The organism is Pseudomonas peradeniyensis, assembly GCF_014268935.2.
GTDB lineage: Bacteria > Pseudomonadota > Gammaproteobacteria > Pseudomonadales > Pseudomonadaceae > Aquipseudomonas > Aquipseudomonas peradeniyensis.
In genome coordinates, this window is the sequence record NZ_JABWRJ020000002.1 from 105,596 (window position 1) to 130,293 (window position 24,698).

Genomic DNA, 24,698 nt, shown 5'->3' on the forward strand with positions numbered 1-24,698 from the left:
GGGAGCGGGCTTGCCCAGCGATGCTTTTTGTATACAAAAACGCTTGATCCAAGGCACCCAATAGACAAAACGCATGGCCATGGCCGTGCCTTTTGCGCCCGCGTCTGAGAAAATGCCCGCACTTTTTTTCCGGATGCCGACATGACTGCCCTGAAGAACGATCGTTTCCTGCGTGCACTGCTCAAGCAACCCGTAGACGTCACCCCGGTATGGATGATGCGCCAGGCCGGCCGCTACCTGCCGGAGTACCGCGCCAGCCGCGCCAAGGCCGGTGACTTCATGAGCCTGTGCATGAACCCGCAGTTCGCCTGCGAGGTCACCCTGCAGCCGCTGGACCGCTATCCGCTGGACGCGGCGATCCTCTTCTCGGACATCCTCACGATCCCCGACGCCATGGGCCAGGGCCTGTACTTCGAGACCGGCGAAGGCCCGCGTTTCAAGAAGGTCATCAGCACCCTGGCGGACATCGAGGCGCTGCCGATTCCCGACCCGCAGAAGGACCTGGGCTACGTCATGGACGCGGTCAGCACCATCCGCCGCGAGCTCAACGGCCGCGTGCCGCTGATCGGCTTCTCCGGCAGTCCATGGACCTTGGCCACCTACATGGTCGAAGGCGGCTCGTCGAAGGACTTCCGCAAGACCAAGGCCATGGCCTACGACAACCCCGAGGCCCTGCACCTGCTGTTGGACAAGCTGGCGCAGTCGGTCACCAGCTACCTCAATGGCCAGATCCTGGCCGGCGCCCAGGCCGTGCAGATCTTCGACACCTGGGGCGGCAACCTGTCGGCGGCGGCCTACCAGGAGTTCTCCCTGGCCTACATGCGCAAGATCGTCAGCGGCCTGATCCGCGAGCATGAAGGGCGCAAGATACCGGTGATCCTGTTCACCAAGAACGGCGGCCTGTGGCTGGAAAGCATCGCCGAGGCCGGTGCCGATGCCCTGGGCCTGGACTGGACCTGCGAAATCGGCGACGCCCGCCGCCGCGTCGGCGACAAGGTGGCGCTGCAGGGCAACATGGACCCGACCGTGCTGTACGCCAAGCCCGAGGCGATCCGCAAGGAAGTTGCGCGGATCCTCGCCAGCTATGGCAAGGGCAGCGGCCATGTGTTCAACCTGGGCCATGGCATCACCCCCGAGGTTGATCCGGAGCACGCCGGCGTGTTCATCAACGCCGTGCATGAGCTGTCGGCGCAGTACCACCAGTAATCGGTGTGCAACGCGAGAAGCCCGGCCAAGTGCCGGGCTTTTTGTTGTATTAAGTTTCAATTCAGCGATCGTCGGTAATCTGGGACCATCAAAACGCAAACAGGACCCGATCACCATGAAAGCCCGTTACCTGCCCCTGATCCTCGCCCCGCTGTTCAGCACCGCCGCCCTGGCCGCCGGCTACACCGGCCCTGGCGCCCAGGCCGTGACCACGGTCGCCGCCGCCAACGATGCCGCCGACGACACCCCGGTGGTGTTGCAGGGCTACGTGACCAAGAAGATCAACAACGACGACAAGTACGAGTTCAAGGACAACACCGGCACCATCACCGTCGAGATCGACGACGAAGACCTGCCGCCGACGCCGTTCAACGACAAGACCAAGGTCAAGCTGACCGGCGAGGTGGAGAAGCACCTGATGAGCCGTGAGGTGGATGTGGATATCGTCGAGATCGTCAACTGATCGGAGATTTTGGGGCTGCTGCGCAGCCCTTTCGCGACACAAGGCCGCTCCCACAGGGAAATGCATTCCCATGTGGGAGCGGCCGTGTGTCGCGAAAGGGCCGCAAAGCGGCCCCAGCGATCAGGAAGTTTTCGGAGCTAACTTGCTCAAGTGCAGCGCCACCAGCAACGCCACCACCAGCAGGCTGCCGATGAACAGCCCGATGCCGTTCCACCCCGCCATGTGCCAGAACACCCCGCCCGCCGTCCCCGCCACGCTCGACCCCGCGTAGTAACAGAACAGGTACAACGACGAAGCCTGCCCCTTGGCCTTGAGCGCCCGGCGGCCGATCCAGCTGCTGGCCACCGAGTGCGCGCCGAAGAAGCCGAAGGTGAACACCAGCATGCCGACGATGATCATCGCCAGCGGGTTGGCCAGGGTCATCAGCAGTCCTCCGGCCATCACCACGATGCTGGCCCAGAACACCTTGCGCCGGCCCAGCTTGTCGGCCAGGGCGCCGACCTGCGCCGAACTGTAGATCCCCGAGAGGTACACCACCGACAGCAACCCGACCAGCGCCTGGTTCATGTGATAGGGCCCGGCCAGCAGGCGGTAGCCGATGTAGTTGAACAGGGTGACGAAGGCGCCCATCAGCAGGAAGGCCTCGAGGAACAGCCAGGGCAGCCCGGCATCCCTGAAGTGCGTGACGAAGCCGTCGAGCAGGCTGCGCGGATTCAGCGTCTGGGACCGGAAGTTGCGCGAGTCGGGCAGCACCTTCCAGAACACCAGGGCCGCAGCCAGGGCCAGGCCGCCAATGGCGAGCATCGCCGTGTGCCAGCTGACGAAGTCGATCAGCACGCCGGTAATCAGGCGCCCGCTCATGCCGCCGATGGCGTTGCCGCCAATGTACAGGCCCATGGCCAGGCCAATGTGCTGCGGGTGGATCTCTTCGCTCAGGTAGGTCATCGCCACCGCCGCCAGGCCGCTCAACGACAGGCCCACCAGGGCGCGCGTCGCCAGCACCAGCTCCCAGCTCGGCATCACCGCGCTGGCCAGGGTCGACAGGGCGGCGCAGAGCAGGGCGAAGACCATCACCGGCTTGCGCCCGATACGGTCGGAGATCGGCCCGGTGACCAGCAGCCCGAACGCCAGCATGGCGGTGGACACCGACAGCACCAGACTGCTCTGCGCGGCGTTGATGGAAAACTCCTGGGACAGCAGCGGCATCATCGGCTGCACGCAGTACAGCAGGGCGAAGGTGGCGAAGCCACCACTGAACAGGGCCAGCACGGTCTTCATGAAGGCGGGGGAGCCTTTCTCGATCCAGATATCGTTGACGACAGGCTCGGGTTCGGTAGATAGGGGGACTACGGCGGATCTCACGGAGGGTACCTCGGGCGCTGGGGCCGGTGCTGCGATGGAAAAAGCATATAGCTGGCTAATGATTAGATCCAATATATTGTTCGACCTGTTTAAGACGTTTTACGACCTGTTTGGAGTCGATCATGGAGCTGCGTCACCTGCGCTATTTCATTGCCGTGGCCGAGGAGCTGCATTTTGGTCGTGCCGCCCAGCAGCTGGGTATCTCCCAGCCCCCGTTGAGCCAGCAGATCCAAGCCCTGGAGCAGGAGCTGGGGGCGCGCCTGTTCGAGCGCACCAACCGCCGGGTCGAGTTGAGCGAGGCCGGGCGCCTGTTCCTCGAGGAAGCGCGCCAGGTGCTGGCCCAGGTGGAGAAAGCCGCCGACGTGGCGCGGCGGGCGCAGTTGGGGGAGCTGGGCGAGATGAAGATTGGCTTCACCTCCTCGGCGCCTTTCACCTCGCGCATCCCCCAGGCCATCCATGCCTTTCGCCAACGCTTTCCTTCGGTGCATCTGCACCTCAAGGAAATGAGCAGCCGCGAGGTGGTAGACGGGGTGTTCGATGAGTCCATCGAGGTCGGCCTGATGCGTCCGCTGCCGGTGCCGGACGGGCTGGTGGTCAGCGAGCTGTTCCGCGAGCCGCTGGTGGCTGTGCTCAACGCCTCGCACCCGCTGGCAATGGGCAGTGAACAGGGTTTGCACATGTCGGCGTTGGCGCAGGAGCCGTTCGTGTTCTTCCCACGCAGTTATGGCAGCGGCCTGCATGCGCAACTGATGAGCCTGGCGGGTAAGGCCGGCTTCAGCCCGCACTTCGCCCAGGAAGCGGGCGAGGCGATGACCATCATCGGTCTGGTGTCGGCGGGGCTGGGGGTGTCGGTGCTGCCGGCATCGTTCCAGCGTATGCGGATTGACGGCGTGGTCTACCGCACCCTGCTGGACGAAGGCGCCGATACCGCCGTATGGCTGGTGCAGCGGGCCGGCGCGAGCTCGGCGATGGCCAGGGCCTTCGCCGAGCTGCTGGGCGGGGTCAGTCCACCTGGGCCAGGTCGCCGCGCAGGGCCACCGAAGTGACGAGCAGGCCGGCACGGCACTGGAACTTCTCGGTGTCCTTGTACAGGTTGCGCTGGTCGACGCTGGCGATATTCACCACGGCGTTGGCGTTGGCCTTGCGCGCGGCGTTCTGCAAGGTCGCCAGGGCCGATTGCAGGGCCCAATAGCAGGCATCTTCATCGGCCTTGTTGCTGCCATTGGTCTTGCGGCTGCTGCTCACCGGGTTGAGGGTGCGGGTCGAGGCGGGCAGGCTTTCGCCGGCCAGGTAGAACTTCACGCTGCCATCGAGCAAACCGGCCTGGGTGGCGCGCTTGACCCCTTCACGGAAGCTCAGGTAGGTCGGTGCGTCCACGCCCTGGTTGACGAAGCCCTGTGCATTCAGGTGCTCGATATGCGGGTCGAAGGACAGCTCCTTGAGAATGTTGTCGCGCAGGCGGTTGACCCAGCGGTTGTAGTTGCCGTGAATCTTGCCGTCGTCGTAGTCCAGGCCCCAGCTGCTGCGGTAGATCACCTGGAATTCGGTGGGGCTGTAGGGGATGTCGACCTCGGCGTGGTGACGGCCGCGCACGGTGATCTCTGCCTTGACCATGCCGGGGCGCACCGACTGGATGATCCACTGGCGGTCATTGAGGGCGGTGACGATGGCGCGTTTCATCTGGTCGTCGCTGAAGCCGAGGTTGCTGGAAAACGCTTCCTTGGCGTTGTACACGGGTTTGCTGGTGCAGCCGGTGACCAGCAGGGCCAATGCCAGTACGGCAAACAGGCGGTGGATCCGAGTCATTCCTTTCACTCCAAAGGGTCAGCGCCAGCGACGGAAGATCAACGACGTGTTGACCCCGCCGAAGGCGAAGTTGTTGTTCATCACATGCTCATTGTTCATCGCGCGGAACTCGCCGCGCAGGTAGTCCAGTTCGCCGCAGCGCGGGTCGACGTGGTCGAGGTTGAGGGTGGGCACATAGCGGTCGCTGTTCATCATCTCGATGCTGAACCACGACTCCAGCGCGCCGCAGGCGCCCAGGGTGTGGCCGAGGAAGCTCTTCTGCGAACTGATCGGCATGCGTGGGCCGAACAGGCTGCTGGTGGCCTGGGTCTCGGCGATGTCACCCTGCTCGGTGGCGGTACCGTGGCCGTTGACGTAGCCGATCGCCTCGGGGGCAAGGCCTGCGTCCTCCAGCGCCAGTTCCATGGCCCGGCGCATGGTGGCCTGCTCCGGACGGGTGGTGTGCTGGCCATCGGCGTTGCTGCCGAAGCCGACGATCTCGGCGTGGATCCGTGCGCCACGGGCCAGGGCGTGTTCCAGCTCCTCGAGCACCAGCATGCCGCCGCCTTCGCCGATCACCAGGCCATCGCGGTCGATGTCGTAGGGGCGCGGGCTCAGTTGCGGGGTGTCGTTCTTCAGGCTGGTGGCGTAGAGCGCGTCGAACACCATGGCCTCGGTGGGGCACAGTTCTTCGGCGCCGCCGGCGAGCATCATCGGCAGGCGCCCGTACTTGATCGCCTCGTAGGCGTAGCCGATGCCCTGGCTGCCGCTGGTGCAGGCGCTGGAGGTGGGAATCAGGCGCCCGGTGAGGCCGAAGAAGATGCTGATGTTGGCCGCCGTGGTGTGGGGCATCATGCGCACGTAGGAGTTGGCATTGAGGCCGTCTGCCACCGAGTTGAGCAGCATGTTGCCAAAGGCCTTGATCTCGTCGGTGCTGCCGGTGGACGAGCCGCAGGCCACGCCCATGCGCCCGTCGCGGATGCTCGCATCGTCCAGCAGGCCGGCGTCGGCCAGGGCGCGTTCGGCGGCGGCGACCGCCAGGCGCGACACCCGGCCCATGCTGCGCAACTGCTTGCGGGTCCAGTGACCGGGCACCTTGAAGTCATCGATGGGACCAGCCAGGCGGGTGTTGAGCTCTTCAAAGCGGTCCCACTCGTCCATGCGCCGGATGCCGCTGCGTTGCTCGGCGAAATGCCCGGCGATGCTCGCCCAGTCGTTGCCCAGGGCGGTGATGCCGGCCATGCCGGTGACGACGACGCGGCGCATCAGCACAGCCCTCCGTTGACCGCCAGCACCTGGCGGGTGATGTAGGCCGCCTCGGGCGACATCAGGAAATTCACCGCGCCGGCCACTTCCTCCGGCGTGCCCATGCGCCCGGCGGGGATCATCTTCAGCAGCTCGTCCACCGGCACGTGTTCGTCGAGCATGGCGGTGTCGATCAGCCCGGGGGCCACGCAGTTGACCGTGATCCGGCGCTTGCCCAGCTCGATCGCCAGGGCCTTGGCGGCACCGATCAGACCGGCCTTGGAGGCGCTGTAGTTGACCTGGCCACGGTTGCCGATCAGGCCGGACACCGAGGTGACACAGACGATGCGGCCCGGTGCGCGGCGGCGGATCATCGGCATCGTCAGTGGGTGCAGGACATTGTAGAAACCGTCCAGGTTGGTGCGCATGACCTGGTCCCAATCGTCCTCGGTCAGGGCCGGGAAGGCGCCGTCGCGGGTCAGGCCGGCGTTGCATACCACACCGTAGTAGGCACCGTGGGTCTCCACGTCGGCTTCCAGGATGGCCTTGCAGGCTTCGCGGTCGGCGACATCGAACTGCAGCACCCGCGCCTGCTGGCCCAGGGCCTGGACCTCGGCGGCGACGGTGTCGGCCTCGGCGCGGCCGCTGCGGCAGTGCAGGACCAGGTCGAAGCCGGCGCGCGCCAGGCGCAGGGCGATGGCCCGGCCGATGCCACGGCTGGAGCCGGTGACCAGGATGGTGTCAGTCATGGGGTGACTCCTCAGGGCCCGCCTCGGCCAGGTAGCTGGCCACTTGCGGCGGGCGGTAGACATTCAGGCGGGCGCTGGCATGGATGCCGGGGCCACGCAGGTGACATTCGAACACGCCCATGCCGTTGTCGTCTTCCAGCGAGCGCAGCGCGTGGATATGCAACTCGGCGCCGGCCGGGAACTGCTCGACATCGCATTCGAACTTGCGGGTGCCAAGCAGGAAGCCCAGCTCCACGGGCTGGCCGAGGCGGCGCGCGCGGCAGCCGGCGTAGGCGGCCACGCTCTGGGCCATCAGCTCCAGGCCCAGCCATGCCGGCAGGCTGCCGTCGGCGCGGTTGAACAGGCCGCCGGGGCGCACGGTGGTACGGGTGTGGATCTGCTCCTCGTCGCAGCTGTCGACCTGATCGATCAGGATCATGTCGCCGGCGTGGGGCAGCAGTTCGGCCAATGGCCAGGCAATCATGGGGTGTCTCCGAGAATCAGGCTCACGTTGTTGCCGCCGAAGGCGAACGAATTGCTCATCAGTCGGCGCGGGCGGCCCTGGGGCAACTGCTGGCCGGCGTCTGCCAGGGCCAGCTCCGCCAGTTGCGGGTCGCGCTGGCCGTCCCAGACATGGGGTGGCAGCCGCCCGTGCGGGTTGTGTTCGCTCAGGGCCAGCCAGCAGAAGGCCGCCTCCAGCGCCCCGGCCGCGCCCAGGGTGTGGCCGGTCATCGGCTTGCTGGATGAGCACGGTGTGCTGGCGCCGAACAGGGCATGCACGGCCAGGCTTTCCATGGCGTCGTTGTGCTGGGTGGCGGTGCCGTGCAGGTTCAGGTAGTCGATCTGCGCCGCGGCCAGGCCGGCATTGTCCAGGGCCTTGGCCATGGCTTGCAAGGCACCGTTGCCGGTGGGGTCGGGTGCCGAGATGTGATGGGCGTCGGAACTGGCGCCGGCGCCAAGCAGGGTGATGGCAGGCCCCTGTGCCGGGCGAGTTCGGCTCATGACGAAAAGCGCGGCGCCTTCGCCGATGTTGATGCCGTTGCGGTTTACCGAGAACGGGTTGCAGCGTTGTTCGCTGACCGCGTCCAGGGCGCTGAAACCGTTGAGGGTCAGCCTGCACAGGCTGTCGACGCCCCCGCACAGCACGGCGTCGCACAGGCCCAGGTCGAGCAGGCGGCGTGCGCTCAGCAGCGCCCGGCCGCTGGAGGTGCAGGCGGTGGAGATCACGTAGGCCGGGCCGCTCAGTTGCAGCCAGTCGGCCAGGAATTCGGCGGGCGCGCTCAGTGCCTGCTGGTCGTAGCGGTAGCTGTCGGGCAGCACGCCTTCGTGCAGGTAGTGGGCGATGTCGGCGCTGGCCTCGGCAATCCCCGAGGTGCTGGTGCCCAGCACCACGCCCACCCGTTGCGGACCGAAATCGGCAATTGCCTGGCGGATCGCCGGTTCGATCTGCAAGGCCGCGCAGTAGAGCAGCTGGTTGTTGCGGCTGTGCTGTTCAGGCAGCGGCACGGCGGGCAGTTCGCCATTGACCGCGCCCACCACAGGACGTCGGTCCGGCACCCAGCCCTCCTGGGGCAGCATGCCGGAACAGTCACCGGCGAACAGGCGAGCGGCCACCTCGGCCTGGCCGCGGCCAAGGGCGCAGACCAGGCCCAGGGCGTTGAGATAGGCGGTCATGGTGTGTTCTCGCTGGGCAATGGGCTGACTTCATAACGCAGGCCCTGGCCCAGGTTCAAGGTGAAATGCTCGCTGGCCCGATAGTTGACCTGCCAGCGGTCGCCCAGCCAGCGTTGCTGGTCCTGTTGGCGGGCCTGTGGATAAAGACGCTGCAGTTGCTCGGACGGCGTCAGGGCGAACAGCACGGCGGCGAACAGTTCGCGTGCCGCCGGGTTGGGCGGCAGTAGGCCGTCGGCCTGCCATTGCCTGCCATCGAGCAACTGGCGGGCCTGGGGGATGCCCAGCAGGTCGAGCAGCGACCAGCGCAGACGATGACCTTCGTTCTGGATCACCAGCAGCCAGTCCTGGCGTTGGCCGTCCTGCTCGCGTTGCACGTGCAACTGGCGCGGCAGTGTCAGCGTGGGTAGCGCCTCGGGCAGGGGCGGGCGCGCGGCGCAGGCGCCGAGCAACAGGCACAGGCACAGCGCCAGCAGGTGTTTCATGGTTGCTCCAGGGGCTTGCGCGCCACCACGTTGACCAGGGTTTCCTCGCGCTGGCCAACCGGTGGCGGCTTGCGCAGTCCCAGGCGTTCGAGCAGGCCGAAGTCCTTCGAGCGGCTCCACCACAGATAAGGGTAGGACACGTTGCGCGCGGCGAACTCGAAGCCCTGGTCACGCAGCATCTGCAGGTAGCCTTCGGCGCTCTTCTGCACGTGCATGGGGTGGCGGAACAGCCAGCGGATCACCCAGGTGTCGATGTAGGCCTCGGTGGACTCGGCGAACAGCAGGTAGCCACCGGGTTTGAGCACTCGATGGAACTCGGCCAGGGCTTTCTCCTGCTCCACCAGATGGTGGAAGGTCTGGTGGCAGAACAGGATGTCGACGCTGGCGTCGGGGAACTGCAGCGCCGCGCAATCGCTGCCGCGCAGCTCCACCTCGACACCCAGCCGCTGCGCCTCGGCGGCGCTCAGCGCCAGGCTGTGCGGGTCGGCGTCGGTGCCCAGCAGGCGCGACGGGGCGAACACCTGCAGCAGGTGCTTGAACGACTTGCCCTGGCCGCAGCCGGCATCGAGCAGCACCGGCGCCTGGGGTGGCTCGCCGTCGAACAGCCGGCGCAGGTCATTGATGGCCACGCGCAGCACATGGTGCTGCCAGGTGTGGCTGCGCAGGAACCAGAAGCCGATGCGGGTCTCTTCGACGTAGGTGTCGCTCAGGTAAGGTTGCTGGCTCATGCCGGCGTCCTCGCGCACAGCTCGGCCAGGGTGCGCAGGCGGCGCTTGGGTTCCGCGACGAACGGATTGCGCAGGTCCCAGGCATAGCCGGCGAGGATCGAGCTGATCATGGCGCGGATCTCCGGCGAGCTGCCGGGGTGGTAGATCACGTCCTGGAAGCTGCCGTCGTACCAGCCTTCGACATAGGCGCGGAAGGTGTCGACGCCGCGTTTGAGCGGCGTGGCGAACTCGGCCTGCCAGTCCACCGCCTCGCCCTCCAGCTGACGGTGCAGCAGGTTGGCGGCCATGCTCGCCGAGCGCATGGCAATGGTCACCCCCGAGGAAAATACCGGGTCGAGGAATTCGGCGGCGTTGCCCAGCAGGGCGAAACCCGGGCCGTGCAGGGTGCTGACGTTGGCCGAGTAGCCACCGATGGTGCGGGCCGGGGTATCCCAAACGGCATTGGCCAGCACCTTGGACAGGCTCGGGGTCTGCGCCACGAAGTACTTGAGGCAGGCGTCCAGGTCGGCCGGCGCCTCGGCGAAGCGCTCGGCGGCGGCGACTACGCCCAGGGAGGTGCGACCGTTGCTGAACGGGATGGTCCAGAACCAGATGTCACGGTGCTCGGGGTGGGTGGTGATGAGGATCTTGTCGCGGTCGAAATCGGGGTGGTCGATGCGGTCTTCGATATGGGTGAACACCGCCTGGCGCACCGGGAAGTTCGACGGCGCTTCCAGCTCCAGCAGGCGTGGCAGCACGCGGCCGTAGCCGCTGGCGTCGAGCACGAAGGCGCTTTCCACTTCGTATTCGTCACCCTCGGGGCGACGGACCCGCACGCGCGGGCAGTCACCGCCCATGTCGACGCTGACGATCTCGTGCTCGTAGCGGATCTCCACGCCCTGGCCCTGGGCCTGATCGGCAAGCAACTGGTCGAACTGCGCACGTTGCACCTGGAAGGTGCTCGGCTTGCCCTGGGAGAAGGTCAGGCCGAAGTCGAACGCACTGTATTCCTCGCCCCAGGCGAAGGCGGCGCCATTCTTGTGCTGGAAGCCCGCGGCCTCGACGGCTTCGAGCATCCCGGCTTCTTCGACGAAGTCCAGGCAGTGGGACAGCAGGCTCTCGCCGATGGAGAAACGCGGGAAGCGCTGGCGCTCGATTACCAGTACATCGTGGCCCTTGCGCTTGAGCAGGGCGGCGGCGATGGCGCCGGAAGGCCCTGCGCCGATCACCAGCACCTGGCGTTGTTGCAGTTCACAGTTCGGCATGAGGCCTCCTTGGCGTCGGGACAGTATTCAGGGGAATCCGGTGCAGGCCGGCCAACGCCGGCATCAGGGTGGCAACCAGGCTCATCAGCATCAGGGCGAAGTACAGCGCCGGGCCGATCAGTCCCTGTTGCAGCAGCAGGTTGAGAAAGACGATTTCGCTCAGGCCACGAATGTTCAGCAGCAGGCTCTCGCGCCACTTGCTCGCGCCAGCGAACGACGGCGTGGCCCAGCACAGCCCCAGCCAGTTGCCCAGCAGCTTGCTGGCGATCGGCAGGACCAGCAGTGCGGCCAGTTGCAGCGCATCGAAGCCTTGCAGGGCATGGTGCACGTCGATCTGCACCACGCCGTAGGTGAGGATCAGCGGCACCGCCACGCCCTGTTGCAGTCGGCGGCTCCAGGCCTCGGACAACGGCATCCGCACCGGGACCTTGAGCCAGGCCAGGCAAGCCAGGTAGCCGATGCCAAAGACCAGGGCATTGAGCCGGTAGTGCTCGGCAACGAACAGCAGCACCAGGAACAGCGCACCATATACCCTGGGGGCCCGCAGGCCGGCGAAGTGCAGCGGCAGCGGCAGGGCCGCCGCCAGCAGTGGCCAGGCCAGGCTGCCCGGTTGCAGGCTGCCCTGGCCGAGGCCCAGCAGCAGCCAGCAGGCCAGGTCGATGAGGATCGCCGCCTGCAGCAGGCGGCGGCTGGCCTCGGGTGGATAGTTGATGGCGCGCAGGTACAGGTACAGCACCGGGATCGCGGTGATGGCGAACACCAGACCCAGGGCCAGCGCGGTAAGGCCGCCCTGGTCCAGCAGCCACAGCGCGCAGGCCAGGCCGCAGGTAAAGGGCACCAGGAAGCTGGGCACGGCGAGCTTCAAAGCCTCGCGGTCCACGCGCAGCTCGGCGACGTCAGCGAGGATGTGCCCCAGCAGCAAAGCGAAGCTGCAGCCATAGAGGGTCTTCAACCAGCTCGGCGCGACCAGCGCGGCGCCGTCGAGCTGCCAGTGCGGCTCGACCCACAGCAGCATCAGCAGTGGCAGTGCCAGGGTCGCCAGCAGCAGCTGGCTGACGATCGGGATCAGCCCCACGCGCTTGCCCAGCGCGCAGGCCAGGGCGAACAGCAGCAGGGCCATGGCCCAGAACAACAACACGCTCATGATCAGCTGTGCGCTCCTTCGCGCGACGCGGCCCAGGGGGCCAGGATGAAGCTCATTGCCAGGCCCAGGCTTACTGCCAGGCCGAAATTGCTCACCGCCGGGGTGCTCGACAGCGCCAGCAGGCCGAACGACAGCCAGGTGGTCAGCGCTGCCAGCAGGGTGCCCAGCAGGCTCACCGCCTCACCGCCGACGCGCTCGTGCATGAGGATCGCGTAGTCGACGCCGATGGCGGTCACCAGCAGCAGGCCGAACAGGCTGAACAGCGTCAGCGGCTGCCCGAGCCAGCCCAGCAGGGCCAAGCTGCACAGCGCGGCGAGCAGCGGCAGGGCGACGATGCGTAAGGCACCGCGCAGGCCGAACGGCAGCACCAGCAGTACCAGGATCAACACGCACGACAGCAGCTTGAGCTCGGCGGCGCTGACCTGGGTGGCGGCGAACAGTTGGTTCAGCTCACCCAGCCGGTCCACCAGTTGCACGCCAGGCAGACCCTCGGACTGCAGGCGCAGCAAGGCGGTATCGTTCAGCCCCTGGAGGCTGACGATGGCGGCCACGCCCTGATCCACCTGGCCCAGCCACAAGGGGCGCCAGGCTTCGCCCAGGGGGCCGGCGAGGACTTCGTCGATGGACTGGATCGGCAGCTGGTGCAATTGCTTGAGTTCGGCCAGCAGCGCGGTTTGCGGAACGCCCTGGGCCAGCAGCGCTTGCCAGTGTCCGGGCAGGCGATCCAGCGCCTGCAGCGTGCGCGTCTGCTCGACGGGGCTGGCGACCAGCCGATCGAGGGACATGTAGCCTTTGAGCTTGCCCAGGTCGACCAGCTCGTCGAGTTTTTCCGACAGCGCCGCCAGGCGTTCCAGCAGTTGCTGTGGATCGGCGCCGCGCACCAGGTAGAACTGGCTGGTGGGTTGGTAGCCGGTAATGCGCGCCACTGCCTGGGCTTCTTCCAGCAGGTGCGGCGGGCTGCCGACCCACTGGCGCACGTCGTTGTGGCTGTCCAGGCGCCACAGTCCGGCGGCGCAGAACAGCACCAGCAGGGCCAGCAGCACGGCGCTGGGGACACGGCGCAGCAGGCCGACGCGCAGTTCGGTCAGCCATTGCGCGACCCGCAGTGGCCATTGCGCCGGGCGCAACTCGACATTGCCGAGCAACGCCGGCAGCAAGCACACGGCGCTGAGGTAGGCACCGACCAGGCCGGCGGCCGAGAACGCGGCGATCTGGGTCAGCGCGGGGAACGGCGTGAAGGCCAGGGCCAGGTAGCCAATGCAACTGGTCGCCAGGCTCAGGCTCAGCCCTGGCAGGGTCAGGCGCACGGCCGGCCAGCTGCGCCAGGGTTGCAGGCTCCAGCTTTTGGACAGGTAGTGCAACGGGTAGTCCACGGCCACGCCAATCAGGCTGGAGCCGAGTACCAAGGTCATCACGTGCATCTGCCCGAACAACGCCACGCACACCACCGAGCCGAACAGCATGCCCACCAGCACCGGCACGAAGGCCAGCAGCACGCGCCAGCGGCGGAAGGCCAGCAGCAACAGCAGCAGGATGCCCGCGGTGGCGCCGCCGCCGACCCAGGTGATCTCGCGGCTGGCCTGTTGCTGGCCGGCCGCGGCATGCAGCAGGCCGCTGGCCGCCAGCAGTCGGGCACCTTGCTGGCCGGCGTCGTCGCGGGCGCGGGCCAGGAGGTCGGCCACCTGCAAGGGCAGGTGCATGTCGAAGGCGTTGCCCAGGGTGCGGGCGCGCAGCAGTACCCACTGCTGGCCGTCGGCTTCGGCCACCAGGGCGCCGCTGGCGGTGTCCAGCTGCACGTTGACCGGCTTGGGCTGGCTCTGCTGGATGCGACCGGTCAGGCCAAGCCAGTCATCCTGGCTTGCCACCAGGCTGAAGCCGGCGAAGGGGTCGAACAGGCTTTGCAGGCGTTGCTCGACAAAGGCGTCGGGCTGCTCGGCCAGCAGTTGCCGGTCGTGGGTCGAGAGCATGGCCACGCGGCCCTGCAGCAACTGGCTGCGTAGCGCCTGCAGGTCGGTCTGCAGGCTCCATTGCACCTTCTCGAACAGGCCGCTGGCCTGCCATCGCCCGGCCAGGCGTTGGGCCAGGGCGACGGCCTGCTCGCGTTGGGAATGGCCGACCAGCACCAGCAGCTCGCGGTTGAGCGGCTCCTGCATGCGCTGCTCGGCCTGCTTGACCAGCGGGTCCTGGGTGGCGCCGGGCACCAGGGTCATCAGGTCGGCCGACAGCGGCGCGCCGCGATGCCATTGCCAGCCGGCCACGGCAAGCATGATCAGCAGCAGGCCCGCGAACAGGCGCGGCAGCAGGCGTTCAGTCGGCAAAATCGCTGCGCTCCGCGTCGCTGAGGGCGCTGGCGCCACGGCTTTCGGGCATGCGCAGCACGGTGCTGTCGCCCTGGGTTTCGCTCAGCTCGATGCGCTCGACGTAGCGCCCGCCGGTGATGTCGATGCGGGTGAAGACTTGCTTGAGCAGCAGCGAACGTGGGGTCAGGCGCAATTGCCAGTGCGCGGCGTCGCCTGAAAGCGCCAGTTCGAAATCGCGTTGCAGGCCGCTGCTGTCGCCTTGCAGCACGGCGAAGAACAGGCGGTTTTGCTCGGCGCCGGCACTGCGCGCGGGCAGGGCTTGCCAGCCGCTCGGGTCGCGGCGGGCGATGCCCTGGGCGTCGATGCGGTAGTCCTGGCGCAACGGGGACTGCAGCAGCCAGAGCAGGCCGTGGTCGCGGGCCAGGACAAAGCGGCCCTTGCTGGTCAGCGGTTGGGGCAGGGCGCGCAGGTGTTTTTCCTGGATGAACGGGCCGCTGACCACGGCGGGTTCGCTGAGCTGCTTTTGCAGGTCGTCGAGGGTGAAGGCCAGGGTCAGGGGGCTGATAAGCAGCAGAACGATAGTTATCAGGACCCTGTGGGAGCGTGCGGCGCTCATGGCAGCACCTTGGCGACGGCATCGAGCATCGCCTGGGGCGAGGCCAGCTGCATTTCGCCGCTTTCGATGTGCACGGCCACCTGCACGGTGCTGGCGCGGGTCATGCGCTCGCCGCTGGCGGCGTCACTGATCAGGTAGTGGATCTTCAGGCGGTTTTCCCATTCCACCAGGCTGGCGCGCACTGTCAGGCGCTGGCCGAAGGTGGCGCCGCGGATGTAGCGCAGCTGCAGATCGATCACAGGCCACGCATAGCCGCTGGCCTGCATCCGTAGATAGTCGTGCTCCAGGCGGTCGAGCAGCGCGCAGCGGGCGACTTCCAGGTACTTCACATAGTGGCCGTGCCAGACGATGTGCATGCTGTCGACGTCGAAGAATGGCACGACGATCTCGCTGTCGACGTGGAACACCCCGGGATTACGCATGCAGCCTCCAGTGGCGCTGGCCGATACGGGCCAGGCACAGGCGCAGGTCTTGCTCCAGGGCGCGGTCCTCGATGACTGGGGCGAAGTCCTCCAGCAAGGCCGCGTGCATCTGCGCCAGGGCCGGTGGCAGGGCGTGCGCGTCGGCCAGGCGCTGACGCAGCCAGACCCCCTGGTTGGCGGCCAGCAGGGTGGCGGCGGCAACCTGTTCGGTCAGCTCCAGCACGCGCAGGGCGTCGCGGGCGGCGATGGTGCCCATGCTCACCTTGTCCTGGTTATGGCATTCGGTGGAGCGGGAGAACACGCTGGCGGGCATGGTCTGCTTGAGCGCCTCGGCGGTCCAGGCGCTGGCGCCGATCTGCACGGCCTTGAAACCGTGGTTGAGCATGGCGCGCTCGGCGGGGGCGCCCGAGAGGTTGCTCGGCAGGCCGTGGTTGTAGCGCACATCCACCAGCAGGGCGAGCTGGCGGTCGAGCAGGTCGGCGACGTTGGCCACCAGGTTCTTCAGGCTGTCCATGGCGAAGGCGATGTGCCCGCCATAGAAATGCCCGCCGTGCAGCACGCGCTCGGCATCACCGTCGATGATCGGGTTGTCGTTGGCGCTGTTGAGCTCGGTTTCGATGAACCCGCGCAGCCAGCCCAGGCTGTCGGCCAGCACACCCAGCACATGAGGCGCGCAGCGCAGCGAGTAGCGGTCCTGCAGGCGATGCAGCGGCGGCAGCGGGGCTTCGATGGCCAGGTCCTGGCGCAGCCAGGCGGCGACCTGGGTCTGCCCCGGGTGTGGCTTGGCGGCGAACAGGCGCTCGTCGAAGTGCTCGGGGTTGCCCTGCAGGGCGACGACATTGAGCGCGGTGATGCGCGTGGCCAGCTTGAGCAGGTAGTCGGCGCGGGCGAAGGCCAGGCAGGCCAGGCCGGTCATTACCGCCGTACCGTTCATCAGCGCCAGCGCTTCCTTGGGGCGCAGCACCAAGGGCTGCCAGCCGAGTTCGCGGTGCACGTCGGCGCTGCTGCGGCGCTCGCCCTGGTACATGACTTCGCGCTCGCCCGACAGGGCCGCGGCTACGTAGGAAAGCGGTGTCAGATCGCCGCTGGCGCCAACCGAGCCTTCCTCCGGGATCAGCGGCAGGATGTCGTGCTCGATGAACGCCTGCAGGCGTTCCAGCAGCTCCAGGCGCACGCCGGACACGCCATGGCTCAGCGAGCGCAGGCGCGCCGCCAGCACGGCGCGGGTCGCCGGCGCGTCGAGCAGCCGGCCCAGGCCGCAGCCGTGGAAGGTGTAGAGGTGGCGGGGCAGGGCCTCGACGTGCTCCAGCGGCACGGCCACCACGCAGGAGTCGCCGTAGCCGGTGGTCACGCCGTAGATCACCCCTTCCTTGTCCAGCAAGGTGTCGAGGAAGCGCGCGCCACGGGCAATGCGCTCGCGGTAGGCGGCGTCAGCCTGCAGGCGCGACGGCGCGCGGCGCTCGGACAGGGCCAGGACGTCTTCGATCGCCAGCGGCGCTTCGCCGAAGGTTACAGGCTCATGCGGATGCATCGTCATCGGTCTTCCAGAAGGGGTAGAAATTGAACCATTGCAGCGGTGCCTGGGCGCAGTAGTGGCCCAGACGTTCGGCGTAGCGGGCGGTCCATTCGGCGATCACCGCGTCGCGTTGGCCACGACGCCACTGCAGGCGCTCGACGAAGGGCTCGAGGGTGACCTGGTAGCGGCCCTGAAGCTTGAGGCAGAACAGCAGGTTGAGCGGGCAGCCGAGCAGCCCGGCCAGCAGCCACGGCCCCTGGGGGAACGCTGCCGGGTGGCCGAGGAAGTCCACCTCCACGGTACGACCGCCATGCAGCGGCACGCGGTCGCCGGCAATCGCCAGCCACTCGCCACGCTCCAGGCGCTCCGACAGTTGCAGCATCACTGCCGGGTCCAGCTCGCTGACCTGGATCAGCCGCAGGTGGCTGGCGCCGGCTTCGCCCAGCAGGCGGTTGAAGTGTTCGGCATGGCGGGTATGCACCAGCACGTTCATGGTCACTTTTTCGCCGATCTCGGCCAGGGCCCGGCACACTTCCAGGTTGCCCAGGTGCGCGCCCACCAGCATTTGCCCGCGTTCGCCGCGCAACTGCTGGCGCAGGTTGGCCGGGTCGACGATGTCGATCTGCGAAAGCGACAGCCGACCGTTCCATACGTCGAGCTTGTCCAGCAGGGCTTCGGCAAATGACATGAACTGGCGGAACACCCGCCACTGGCCGGGCGCCTGGACCTGGCCGGCGCTCCAGCGGTGCAGGCGCTGCTGGTACTGCCAGGCGCTGCGCCGGGCGCGGCCGCCGAAGACGAAGAAATAGGCGACGATCACATGGATCAGCGGGCTGAGCACGCGCCGCCCGAGCAGGCGGGTCAGGGTGGCAGTGAGCTTCATCAGCCAGAAGCTGCCGCGTTCCTGGTGCTCGGCCCAGTGTTGCGGACGCTCGCTCATGCGTGCCACCTGCGCCAGAGGATCAGCGGGGCGCGCACGAGCATGCCGAAGAACAGCTTGGCGTGCATCTTCGAGATCAGTGCGTTGTCGTGGAACAGGCGGAAGTGCGACAGGCCGTCCTGGGGATAATGGACCTTGGTTGGCAACCAGCGCATCGGCTGGTTGCGCCACGCCAGGCGCACCAGGATCTCCGGGTCGAAATCCATGCGCCGACCAAGGCTGACGCTGTCGATCAGCGCCAGGGTCGCGGTCAGCGGGTAGACGCGAAAACCGCACATCGAATCGGGGATGCGCAGCGACAGGCTGTTGATCCACACCCACACGTGGGTCAGGTAGCGGGCATACAGGCGGCCCTTGGGCACGCTGGCATCGTACTGTGGATAACCGCACACCAGCGCCTGTGGATAAGCCTGCGACTGGGTCAGGAAGAGGCTGACATCGGCCAGGTCGTGCTGGCCATCGGCGTCCACTTGCAGGGCGTGGCTGAAGCCCAGTCGCGCAGCTTCGCGCAGGCCGGCCATCACCGCGCCGCCCTTGCCCTGGTTGACTGCCAGGGTGACCAGGTGAACGTCGTCGCGCTCGGCCAGCTGGCCCAGTACCCGGGCGCAGGCCGCGTGGCTCGCGTCGTCGACCAGGACGCAAGGCAGGCCGGCGCGCAGCAGGTCGTCGACCACCTTGGGCAGCGCCTGCTCGTGGTTGTACACCGGGATTACCGCGCAGGGCTTATGCACAGGCTGCCTCCAGCACGATGCGGCCGCTGGAGCAGGGTTGCCCGGCGCAGGTGTAGGCGAAGTAGAGCTTGCCGCGTGTGGCGTCGAAGCGCAGGGTCAGCAGCAGTTCGTCGCCCGGGCGCACCAGTTGCTGGAACTTGAGGACTTCCATGCCGGCGAAGCGCTGGGCCAGTTGCAGGCGCGAGGCAGCCAGGGCGATTGCCCAATCGATCTGGACCACACCCGGGAGCACGGGCGTTTGCGGGAAGTGCCCGGGGAAACAGGCGAGGTCCGGGGGGATGGCCAGGCGCAGATGCAGTTCTTCGCCTTGCTGCGTCTGCTCCAGCACCTCTGGTGCCATGCTGCGCGGGGCCAGCAGCAGGGCCTGCAGCTCGGCCTGGGGCAGCTTGCCCTGGGAGTTGAGCGGCAACTGGCGGGCCAGGCGCCAGCGCCGTGGCAGGGCCAGCGCCTCGCAATGGCCGGCCAGGTGCTGGCGCAGGCCGTCGATCACGGCGCGGCGGCCTTGGTTGCGCAGGGCGTGCAGCCCGGCCGGGGTCAGGGCCACCAGGGCGCCGAGGTAGGCGCGGCCTTCCTCGATCACCCCCAGGCGTGCTTCGGCGACCCAGGCATGGGCGCACAGGGCCTGTTCGAGCATGGGCAGCGAGATGCGTTTTTCTTCGAGCTTGACGATGCGGTCCAGCCGACCGAGCAGGCGGAAGCGCCCGTCGTCGCTGAACTCGGCGGCGTCGGCGCTCTGTTCGACATGACCGGCGGGGAGGTAGGGCGAGGCGATGCGCAGGGCGCCCTGGTCATCCTGGCTCAACTGCACGTCGGCAAAGGGTTGCCACAGCGGCTCGCCCTGGCGCCAGGCGATACCGCCGGTCTCGGAGCTGCCGAGGATCTCGGTGGGCCATTGTCCCAGGCGCTGTTGCAGGCTTTCGGCGGCGACCGACGGCAGTTCGCCGCCGGAGGAGAACACCCTGCGCACCGGGCCCAGGGCCGGCCAGTCGAGGTTGTCGCCCATGCGCTTGAGCAGTGCCGGGCTGGCCACCCAGGCGAACGCCGGGTGCTCGCGGCTGGCGCGTTGCAGGTCTTCGGGAAATGGCAGTTGGCGGCGCTCGAAACCGCGCCCGGCGCACAGTGGCCAGAGCACGCGGAACAGCAGGCCATAGATGTGCTGGGTGGCGACACTGCCGATGATCCAGGCCGTGCCAAGGTCCTTGCCCCAGAGCTGCTCCAGGGCATTGACCTCGTTGGCCACCTGGCGCAGCTGCTTGTCGATGCGCTTGGGCTCACCGCTGGAGCCGGAGGTGCACAGGCTGATGCGGCAGGTGTCGAGGTCGAGGTCGGTGGGGGCGAGGGCCTCACCCAGCAGGTCGTCGAGCTGTTCGTCGGTGGTTAGCCACAGGTCGACCTGGGCCTGCCAGCGCTCACGGGTGGCGGGCTGCAGGTCGGCGGGCAGCAGCACTTCGGCATCAGCGCGCCAGGCGCCGAGCAGGGCGATGGCCAGCGACGCGGCGTCTTCCAGGTGCACGGCCAGGCGGCGGATCCCGCGCTCACGCAGGCCGCCGGCCAGGCGCAGGGCTTGCAGGCTGAGCTGGGCGTGGTCCAGGGATGGTGCGTGGGTCACCTGGCGCGGTGCGTCCAGCGGGCGCAGCAGGTGTTCGAGGTTGATCCAGTTCATGAGCGTCCTCGCACACGTTGTCTTATCAGCCATTCGACGGCGAACAGCAGGCCCATCGCGGCATAGGCGATCAGGCCGTTGTACAGGGTCCACCAGGCCAGCGGCGCCCACAGGGTCAGGCTCGCGGCGACCAGGCCATTGACCAGGAAGAACAGGCACCACACCTGCGTCACCCGCCGCGTGTAGCGCACCGCATGGGGCGGCAGGTCGGGGTCGCGCAGGCGCGCCAGGCGTTCGGCCACCGGCATGCCGCGTAGCAGGCTGGCGCCGAACAGGGCCAGCATGAAGGCGCTGATCAGCACCGGGTACCAGCGCAGCAGATGCGGACTGTCGGACAGACCCAGCAGGGCGCAGAACGCCAGCGCCGCCAGCGCCATCCACAGGCTGCCTGGGCGGCGCGGCGTGCTCAGGGCACGGGCCAGCCACAGGCCGCCGAGCAGCAGGCCGAATTGCCAGGGGGCGAAATGGGCCATGCCGAAGTGCACCGCAAAGGGGTACAGCAGCCCGGCCAGCAGCAAGCCGAGGCCGATCAGGCGTTTCATGCCGCCGGGTTGACCAGGCGGTGCACCGCCTCGACCACGTCACCGACGGTGCGTACCGACTTGAAGTCGTCGGCGGCGATCTTCTTGCCGGTCTGGCGCTTGATGTGGTCGATCAGGTCGACGGCATCGATGCTGTCGATTTCCAGGTCCTGGTACAGGTTGGCGTCCAGGGTCACGCGCTCGGATTCCAGTTCGAACAGCTCGACCAGGGCGTCGCGCAGGATGTTGAAGATGTCTTCACGGGTTTGCATGGTGCGGTCTCAGGCTGCCTGACGAGCGGTGACGAACGCCGCGAGGGTGGCGACGTTGCTGAAATGGTTGCGGGTGTCCTTGGCATCGGCGTCGATCTTGATGCCATAGCGCTTCTGGATCGCCAGGCCGAGCTCGAGGGCGTCCACCGAGTCCAGGCCCAGGCCTTCGCCGAACAGGGTCTGCTGGTCGTCGATGTCCTGCACGCTGATGTCTTCCAGGCCCAGGGCGTCGATGATCAGTTGCTTGAGGTCACGGTTCAGGTCTTGCTGTGGATCGCTCATCGGCGGCGAGCTCCTTTGTATAGTGCTGGTGCAGGAAATCGTTGAGTCGGCGCGACGCGATCGGCGCCGGGCCCATGGCGGCGAAGGCCTGGGGGTCGATGTCGGCGCCGACGCTGAAGCAGAAATGCACGCGGCGCCAGGGAATGCGGTACCAGGGCTCGTTCTTGGTCAGGGTGGTGGGGCTGACCCGGATGGTCACGGGCGTGATGATCTTCGCACCCCTGAGGGCGATGGCCGCGGCGCCGCGATGAAAGGCGGGGACATGGCCGGGCGCGGTGCGCGTGCCTTCGGGGAAGATGATCAGCGGCTGGCCTTGCTGCAAGGCGGCGACGGCGCTGTCGAGCATGTCCATGCTGCCGTCGTTGCCGATGTACTGGGCCTCGCTCACCGGGCCGCGGGTGAACGGGTTGGCGAACAGGCTGTACTTGACCACGCAGTTGGCCTGGCGCACCAGGCCGATGAGGAACACCACGTCGATCAAAGAAGGATGGTTGGCGATGATCATCTGCCCGGGTCGGCCCAGGCGCTCGGCGCCCTTGATCTCGTAGGTGAGCACACCGGCCACCTGCATGAAGCGGATGAAGCGCCAGAACAGCCAGCCGATGGTGCGCCGGGCGCGCTGGCGGTGGCGCGCGGCGTCACCCGGCAGGCAGGCGAGCAGGGGGAACACCAGCAGGCGCAGGCACAGGCCACCCAGGCCGAACAGGCCAAAGCTCAGGGCGGTTGCCAGCAGGCGCCATAGGTAGGCGTCCCGGGGGCGCTCTATGGCTGTCGTTGCCAGTTCCATGTGCGGCGGTTCCAGGTATGGGAAAGGGATCGGGCACCACCCAGCGTGGCTTGCAGCCAGCTCAAGGCGTGGGGCAGCGCGGGGCGGGGAGCATCGGGTGATGAGGGGTGGCCTAGTGCCAGCTGCCATTGTCGCCCAGGCGTGAGGCGCAATGCCAGCGCGTAGCCAAACGGCACATCGTCGATCCAGGGTCCGTAGACCGACGGCGGTTGTTCCTCGGCGATGATCAGCAGCACCGCCGGCGCCCCTTCGCGCAGCAAGGCCGCGGCTTCCAGCAGGCCTTGCTCGAAACCGTCGCCGGCCGCGGCCAGGGCGGTCATCTCGCACGTCTCGCCGCGCAGGATCGACCACAGGCCGATCACGGCATTGTGCACCGAGAGACTGAACTGGGTGGGTGACAGCGGCTGCTGTGCGGCCAGGTCGCTGAGGATCGAGAAGGTGCGCGGCGTTTCGCCGTGGCGCGAGACGAACACCAGTGGCATCGGTTCGCAACCCTCGGCCAGTGGCCAGCCCACGGCAAACGCCATGCGTGCGAGCGGGCTCAGGCGGCGGCGTTGCATGGCGGGCAGGAACGAGACGTCCGGTACCTGCTCCGCGGCGCATGGGTGCAGGTCATGGTCGGCCCAGGACTGCCAGTCGTCGGGCGTCTGCAGGCCGGGCGCCCAGGCGCGCCATTGGCTGATATCAAAGGTGATCACGGTGCTTGTTACTTCCCGCCCTGTGGGACTTCCTTGCCTTGGGGATGACTCGGAACACAGACCTTGCAGGGTGGCGCTTTGCCGAGTGGCGCGCATTATCCCGGTGACGGAGGTGTGTAGCAATTAGTCGTTACATTCCTGTCAGTCAGACATTGCATTTACGTAGAAGTATCGAATCGGATCTGCTGCGTAAGTGTTTTCCGACGGCTGGTCAGTGACAGGTTGTCGGTCGCTGGCCACCCAACTTGAGCGAAGTGCTGGCCATTAGCGGTGTGGCGCCACATACTCGGGCATTCGTTGATACACGGAGGTCTGTCATGCGGCGCGTGGTGTTCAATCAGAAGGGTGGCGTGGGCAAGTCGAGCATTGCCTGCAATCTTGCGGCGGTCAGTGCCAGTGAAGGCTATCGGACCCTGCTGATCGACCTGGATGCCCAGGCCAACTCGACCCAGTACCTCACCGGCCTGACCGGCGACGACATTCCCATGGGCATCGCCGACTTCTTCAAGCAGTCGCTGTCCAGTGGGCCGTTCGCCAAGAAGAACAAGGTCGATATCTACGAAACCCCCTTCGACAACCTCCACGTGGTGACCGCCACCCCGGAGCTGGCCGACCTGCAGCCCAAGCTCGAGGCCAAGCACAAGATCAACAAGCTGCGCAAACTGCTCGACGAGCTGGACGAAGACTACGAGCGGATCTACATCGACACGCCGCCAGCGTTGAATTTCTACGCAGTTTCCGCACTGATCGCTGCCGATCGCGTGCTGATTCCCTTCGATTGCGACAGCTTCTCGCGCCAGGCGCTGTACGGCCTGCTGGCCGAGATCGACGAACTCAAGGAAGACCACAACGACGAGCTGGTGGTCGAGGGCATCGTGGTCAACCAGTTCCAGTCACGGGCCAGCCTGCCCCAGCAGATGCTCGATGAGCTGTTGGCCGAGGGGCTGCCGGTGCTGCCGGTGTACCTGGGCAGTTCGGTGAAGATGCGCGAATCCCACCATGCCAGCCTGCCGCTGATCCACCTGGAGCCACGGCACAAGCTGACCCAGCAGTTCGTCGAGTTGCATGATCTGCTGGAGCGCAGCGCCTAGACGATACTTACGAACTTCGTTATGACGAGGCTAACTGGAAACGATCAGTGAAAATTCAGCCTATTTTTAATGATGATGATCTGCAGGCCGCCTTTAAGCGGTTGGAGGCCATTTTTCAGGCTGAGCCTGGGGCTGCGGAGGCGGATGAGATGGAAGTGCTTGTGAGATTCATCGAAACCTATGAGAGCAAGCACTACCCGATTCTTTCACCCGCAAGCGTGGCTTGAGCCCGTCGATGATCAAGCGCTTGCATGATGGCCTGAGGATTCCCTATGAGTCCCTTCTGGCCAGTGTGTGAGTGTATCTAGACTCCTTGGCTGCGCAGCCACTCCAGCAGCGACTGCAGTGGAAACGCGCCGGCTTGGCGAGCCACTTCGCGGCCGTTCCTGAACAGGATCAGGCTGGGGATCGAGCGGATGCCGAGCTGGCCGGCGAGATTGCGGTTGGCCTCGCTGTCTAGCTTGGCCAGACGGCAGCGACCAGCGAGCTGGCGCGCGGCCTGTTCGAACACCGGGGCGAAGCTCTTGCAGGGGCCGCACCAATCGGCCCAGACATCCAGCAGCAACGGCAGGTCGCCCTTGATCTGGGCGGCGTAGGTGCTCTCATTCAGCTCGAAGGGTTGAGCGAGCAACATGTCCTGCTTGCAGCGGCCGCATTTGGGGCTGTCACCCAGGCGCTCGGCGGGTAGGCGGTTGAGGCCGTTGCAGTGGGGGCAGGGGATTACCAGGGGTTCGGACATTTCATCTCCTTGATATTGTTGGGGCTGCTGTGCAGCCCTTTCGCGACACAAGGCCGCTC

At 67.0% G+C, this 24,698-nt stretch carries 27 protein-coding genes and 1 pseudogene; 5 read left to right on the forward strand and 23 right to left on the reverse strand.

Features of this window, described 5'->3' with window-relative positions; all coding sequences use genetic code 11:
* Positions 1–141 precede the first annotated feature (141 nt).
* Together hemE and HU751_RS09985 are read left to right on the forward strand one after the other, a co-directional pair.
* Entirely contained in the window at positions 142–1,206 is a 1,065-nt protein-coding gene (gene hemE / locus HU751_RS09980) for a uroporphyrinogen decarboxylase (protein WP_050707338.1), read from the forward strand.
* Between the two features lie 115 nt (positions 1,207–1,321).
* Positions 1,322–1,669: a YgiW/YdeI family stress tolerance OB fold protein gene (locus tag HU751_RS09985; protein ID WP_186732464.1), complete on the forward strand. Its 348-nt coding sequence runs from the start codon at positions 1,322–1,324 to the stop codon at positions 1,667–1,669.
* Positions 1,670–1,789: 120 nt separating this feature from the next.
* Here HU751_RS09985 and HU751_RS09990 read toward each other — a convergent pair whose 3' ends face one another.
* Positions 1,790–3,031, reverse strand: a complete 1,242-nt coding sequence (locus HU751_RS09990; protein ID WP_186732465.1) for an MFS transporter — start codon at positions 3,029–3,031, stop codon at positions 1,790–1,792.
* Positions 3,032–3,153: 122 nt separating this feature from the next.
* Between HU751_RS09990 and HU751_RS09995 the strand changes: the two genes are divergently transcribed.
* Entirely contained in the window at positions 3,154–4,077 is a 924-nt protein-coding gene (locus tag HU751_RS09995; protein WP_186732466.1) for a LysR family transcriptional regulator, read from the forward strand.
* Here HU751_RS09995 and HU751_RS10000 read toward each other — a convergent pair.
* From HU751_RS10000 to HU751_RS10100, 21 genes are read right to left on the reverse strand one after another with little or no spacing between them, the layout of a single operon-like run.
* Positions 4,034–4,837 (reverse strand): hypothetical protein, encoded by an 804-nt coding sequence (locus HU751_RS10000; protein WP_186732467.1) that lies wholly within the window; start codon positions 4,835–4,837, stop codon positions 4,034–4,036. The genes HU751_RS09995 and HU751_RS10000 overlap by 44 nt on opposite strands.
* An 18-nt stretch (positions 4,838–4,855) precedes the next feature.
* Positions 4,856–6,082 (reverse strand): beta-ketoacyl-ACP synthase, encoded by a 1,227-nt coding sequence (locus HU751_RS10005; RefSeq protein WP_186732468.1) that lies wholly within the window; start codon positions 6,080–6,082, stop codon positions 4,856–4,858.
* The gene (gene fabG / locus HU751_RS10010) at positions 6,082–6,810 is read right to left on the reverse strand and encodes a 3-oxoacyl-ACP reductase FabG (protein ID WP_186732469.1); all 729 of its coding nucleotides are present in this window, start codon (positions 6,808–6,810) and stop codon (positions 6,082–6,084) included. The genes HU751_RS10005 and fabG overlap by 1 nt, the downstream gene beginning before the upstream one ends.
* Positions 6,803–7,273, reverse strand: a complete 471-nt coding sequence (locus HU751_RS10015; RefSeq protein ID WP_011531767.1) for a hotdog family protein — start codon at positions 7,271–7,273, stop codon at positions 6,803–6,805. Before HU751_RS10015 ends, fabG begins: the two co-directional genes overlap by 8 nt.
* Positions 7,270–8,463 carry a beta-ketoacyl-[acyl-carrier-protein] synthase family protein gene (locus tag HU751_RS10020; RefSeq protein WP_186732470.1) on the reverse strand — a complete coding sequence of 398 codons (1,194 nt, stop codon included), beginning with the start codon at positions 8,461–8,463 and terminating at the stop codon, positions 7,270–7,272. Before HU751_RS10020 ends, HU751_RS10015 begins: the two co-directional genes overlap by 4 nt.
* Positions 8,460–8,945: a hypothetical protein gene (locus HU751_RS10025; protein WP_186732471.1), complete on the reverse strand. Its 486-nt coding sequence runs from the start codon at positions 8,943–8,945 to the stop codon at positions 8,460–8,462. Before HU751_RS10025 ends, HU751_RS10020 begins: the two co-directional genes overlap by 4 nt.
* Positions 8,942–9,673: a class I SAM-dependent methyltransferase gene (locus HU751_RS10030; protein ID WP_050707329.1), complete on the reverse strand. Its 732-nt coding sequence runs from the start codon at positions 9,671–9,673 to the stop codon at positions 8,942–8,944. The genes HU751_RS10025 and HU751_RS10030 overlap by 4 nt, the downstream gene beginning before the upstream one ends.
* Positions 9,670–10,917 (reverse strand): NAD(P)/FAD-dependent oxidoreductase, encoded by a 1,248-nt coding sequence (locus tag HU751_RS10035; RefSeq protein WP_186732472.1) that lies wholly within the window; start codon positions 10,915–10,917, stop codon positions 9,670–9,672. Before HU751_RS10035 ends, HU751_RS10030 begins: the two co-directional genes overlap by 4 nt.
* The gene (locus tag HU751_RS10040; protein ID WP_186732473.1) at positions 10,904–12,061 is read right to left on the reverse strand and encodes a cation:proton antiporter; all 1,158 of its coding nucleotides are present in this window, start codon (positions 12,059–12,061) and stop codon (positions 10,904–10,906) included. Before HU751_RS10040 ends, HU751_RS10035 begins: the two co-directional genes overlap by 14 nt.
* Positions 12,062–12,063: 2 nt before the next feature.
* Positions 12,064–14,379, reverse strand: coding sequence for an MMPL family transporter (locus HU751_RS10045; RefSeq protein ID WP_186732474.1), 2,316 nt, complete (start codon positions 14,377–14,379; stop codon positions 12,064–12,066).
* The gene (locus HU751_RS10050; protein WP_186732475.1) at positions 14,369–14,977 is read right to left on the reverse strand and encodes an outer membrane lipoprotein carrier protein LolA; all 609 of its coding nucleotides are present in this window, start codon (positions 14,975–14,977) and stop codon (positions 14,369–14,371) included. The genes HU751_RS10045 and HU751_RS10050 overlap by 11 nt, the downstream gene beginning before the upstream one ends.
* Complete coding sequence (locus tag HU751_RS10055; protein WP_186711988.1) at positions 14,974–15,399, reverse strand: acyl-CoA thioesterase; 426 nt, start codon at positions 15,397–15,399, stop codon at positions 14,974–14,976. Before HU751_RS10055 ends, HU751_RS10050 begins: the two co-directional genes overlap by 4 nt.
* Entirely contained in the window at positions 15,392–16,936 is a 1,545-nt protein-coding gene (locus HU751_RS10060; RefSeq protein WP_186732476.1) for an HAL/PAL/TAL family ammonia-lyase, read from the reverse strand. Before HU751_RS10060 ends, HU751_RS10055 begins: the two co-directional genes overlap by 8 nt.
* A complete protein-coding gene (locus HU751_RS10065; RefSeq protein ID WP_186732477.1) occupies positions 16,917–17,855 on the reverse strand; it encodes a lysophospholipid acyltransferase family protein in 939 nt (312 codons plus the stop codon). Before HU751_RS10065 ends, HU751_RS10060 begins: the two co-directional genes overlap by 20 nt.
* The gene (locus HU751_RS10070) at positions 17,852–18,586 is read right to left on the reverse strand and encodes a glycosyltransferase family 2 protein (protein ID WP_186732478.1); all 735 of its coding nucleotides are present in this window, start codon (positions 18,584–18,586) and stop codon (positions 17,852–17,854) included. The genes HU751_RS10065 and HU751_RS10070 overlap by 4 nt, the downstream gene beginning before the upstream one ends.
* Positions 18,579–20,249: an ApeI family dehydratase gene (locus HU751_RS10075; protein WP_186732479.1), complete on the reverse strand. Its 1,671-nt coding sequence runs from the start codon at positions 20,247–20,249 to the stop codon at positions 18,579–18,581. Before HU751_RS10075 ends, HU751_RS10070 begins: the two co-directional genes overlap by 8 nt.
* Positions 20,246–20,791: a COG4648 family protein gene (locus HU751_RS10080; protein ID WP_186732480.1), complete on the reverse strand. Its 546-nt coding sequence runs from the start codon at positions 20,789–20,791 to the stop codon at positions 20,246–20,248. Before HU751_RS10080 ends, HU751_RS10075 begins: the two co-directional genes overlap by 4 nt.
* Positions 20,788–21,042 (reverse strand): acyl carrier protein, encoded by a 255-nt coding sequence (locus HU751_RS10085; protein WP_050707319.1) that lies wholly within the window; start codon positions 21,040–21,042, stop codon positions 20,788–20,790. Before HU751_RS10085 ends, HU751_RS10080 begins: the two co-directional genes overlap by 4 nt.
* A gap of 9 nt (positions 21,043–21,051) precedes the next feature.
* Positions 21,052–21,324, reverse strand: a complete 273-nt coding sequence (locus HU751_RS10090; RefSeq protein WP_186711983.1) for a phosphopantetheine-binding protein — start codon at positions 21,322–21,324, stop codon at positions 21,052–21,054.
* On the reverse strand, positions 21,293–22,111 hold the full coding sequence (locus HU751_RS10095) for a lysophospholipid acyltransferase family protein (protein WP_186732481.1): 819 nt from the start codon (positions 22,109–22,111) through the stop codon (positions 21,293–21,295). The genes HU751_RS10090 and HU751_RS10095 overlap by 32 nt, the downstream gene beginning before the upstream one ends.
* Complete coding sequence (locus HU751_RS10100) at positions 22,087–22,809, reverse strand: beta-ketoacyl synthase chain length factor (RefSeq protein ID WP_367616954.1); 723 nt, start codon at positions 22,807–22,809, stop codon at positions 22,087–22,089. The genes HU751_RS10095 and HU751_RS10100 overlap by 25 nt, the downstream gene beginning before the upstream one ends.
* 317 nt (positions 22,810–23,126) lie before the next feature.
* Here HU751_RS10100 and HU751_RS10105 point away from each other — a divergent pair, with 317 nt between their 5' ends.
* A complete protein-coding gene (locus tag HU751_RS10105) occupies positions 23,127–23,900 on the forward strand; it encodes a ParA family protein (protein WP_028688427.1) in 774 nt (257 codons plus the stop codon).
* 47 nt (positions 23,901–23,947) lie between these two features.
* Positions 23,948–24,198, forward strand: a pseudogene (locus HU751_RS10110) (helix-turn-helix domain-containing protein).
* 6 nt (positions 24,199–24,204) lie between these two features.
* Here the strand turns inward: HU751_RS10110 and trxC are convergent.
* On the reverse strand, positions 24,205–24,639 hold the full coding sequence (trxC, locus tag HU751_RS10115) for a thioredoxin TrxC (protein ID WP_110735274.1): 435 nt from the start codon (positions 24,637–24,639) through the stop codon (positions 24,205–24,207).
* Between the last annotated feature and the right edge of the window lie 59 nt (positions 24,640–24,698).

What these genes read in the sequence shown, in the direction of transcription:
- HU751_RS10025 (WP_186732471.1), bottom strand. Translation starts at nt 8,945, where the DNA reads ATGAAACACCTGCTGGCGCTGTGCCTGTGCCTGTTGCTCGGCGCCTGC.
- HU751_RS10075 (WP_186732479.1), bottom strand. Translation starts at nt 20,249, where the DNA reads ATGAACTGGATCAACCTCGAACACCTGCTGCGCCCGCTGGACGCACCG.
- HU751_RS10060 (WP_186732476.1), bottom strand. Translation starts at nt 16,936, where the DNA reads ATGACGATGCATCCGCATGAGCCTGTAACCTTCGGCGAAGCGCCGCTG.
- HU751_RS10085 (WP_050707319.1), bottom strand. Translation starts at nt 21,042, where the DNA reads ATGCAAACCCGTGAAGACATCTTCAACATCCTGCGCGACGCCCTGGTC.
- hemE (WP_050707338.1), top strand. Translation starts at nt 142, where the DNA reads ATGACTGCCCTGAAGAACGATCGTTTCCTGCGTGCACTGCTCAAGCAA.
- HU751_RS10015 (WP_011531767.1), bottom strand. Translation starts at nt 7,273, where the DNA reads ATGATTGCCTGGCCATTGGCCGAACTGCTGCCCCACGCCGGCGACATG.
- trxC (WP_110735274.1), bottom strand. Translation starts at nt 24,639, where the DNA reads ATGTCCGAACCCCTGGTAATCCCCTGCCCCCACTGCAACGGCCTCAAC.
- HU751_RS10020 (WP_186732470.1), bottom strand. Translation starts at nt 8,463, where the DNA reads ATGACCGCCTATCTCAACGCCCTGGGCCTGGTCTGCGCCCTTGGCCGC.
- HU751_RS10080 (WP_186732480.1), bottom strand. Translation starts at nt 20,791, where the DNA reads ATGAAACGCCTGATCGGCCTCGGCTTGCTGCTGGCCGGGCTGCTGTAC.
- HU751_RS10095 (WP_186732481.1), bottom strand. Translation starts at nt 22,111, where the DNA reads ATGGAACTGGCAACGACAGCCATAGAGCGCCCCCGGGACGCCTACCTA.
- HU751_RS10030 (WP_050707329.1), bottom strand. Translation starts at nt 9,673, where the DNA reads ATGAGCCAGCAACCTTACCTGAGCGACACCTACGTCGAAGAGACCCGC.
- HU751_RS09995 (WP_186732466.1), top strand. Translation starts at nt 3,154, where the DNA reads ATGGAGCTGCGTCACCTGCGCTATTTCATTGCCGTGGCCGAGGAGCTG.
- HU751_RS10055 (WP_186711988.1), bottom strand. Translation starts at nt 15,399, where the DNA reads ATGCGTAATCCCGGGGTGTTCCACGTCGACAGCGAGATCGTCGTGCCA.
- HU751_RS10050 (WP_186732475.1), bottom strand. Translation starts at nt 14,977, where the DNA reads ATGAGCGCCGCACGCTCCCACAGGGTCCTGATAACTATCGTTCTGCTG.
- HU751_RS10040 (WP_186732473.1), bottom strand. Translation starts at nt 12,061, where the DNA reads ATGAGCGTGTTGTTGTTCTGGGCCATGGCCCTGCTGCTGTTCGCCCTG.
- HU751_RS09985 (WP_186732464.1), top strand. Translation starts at nt 1,322, where the DNA reads ATGAAAGCCCGTTACCTGCCCCTGATCCTCGCCCCGCTGTTCAGCACC.
- HU751_RS10105 (WP_028688427.1), top strand. Translation starts at nt 23,127, where the DNA reads ATGCGGCGCGTGGTGTTCAATCAGAAGGGTGGCGTGGGCAAGTCGAGC.
- fabG (WP_186732469.1), bottom strand. Translation starts at nt 6,810, where the DNA reads ATGACTGACACCATCCTGGTCACCGGCTCCAGCCGTGGCATCGGCCGG.
- HU751_RS10035 (WP_186732472.1), bottom strand. Translation starts at nt 10,917, where the DNA reads ATGCCGAACTGTGAACTGCAACAACGCCAGGTGCTGGTGATCGGCGCA.
- HU751_RS10065 (WP_186732477.1), bottom strand. Translation starts at nt 17,855, where the DNA reads ATGAGCGAGCGTCCGCAACACTGGGCCGAGCACCAGGAACGCGGCAGC.
- HU751_RS10000 (WP_186732467.1), bottom strand. Translation starts at nt 4,837, where the DNA reads ATGACTCGGATCCACCGCCTGTTTGCCGTACTGGCATTGGCCCTGCTG.
- HU751_RS10005 (WP_186732468.1), bottom strand. Translation starts at nt 6,082, where the DNA reads ATGCGCCGCGTCGTCGTCACCGGCATGGCCGGCATCACCGCCCTGGGC.
- HU751_RS10090 (WP_186711983.1), bottom strand. Translation starts at nt 21,324, where the DNA reads ATGAGCGATCCACAGCAAGACCTGAACCGTGACCTCAAGCAACTGATC.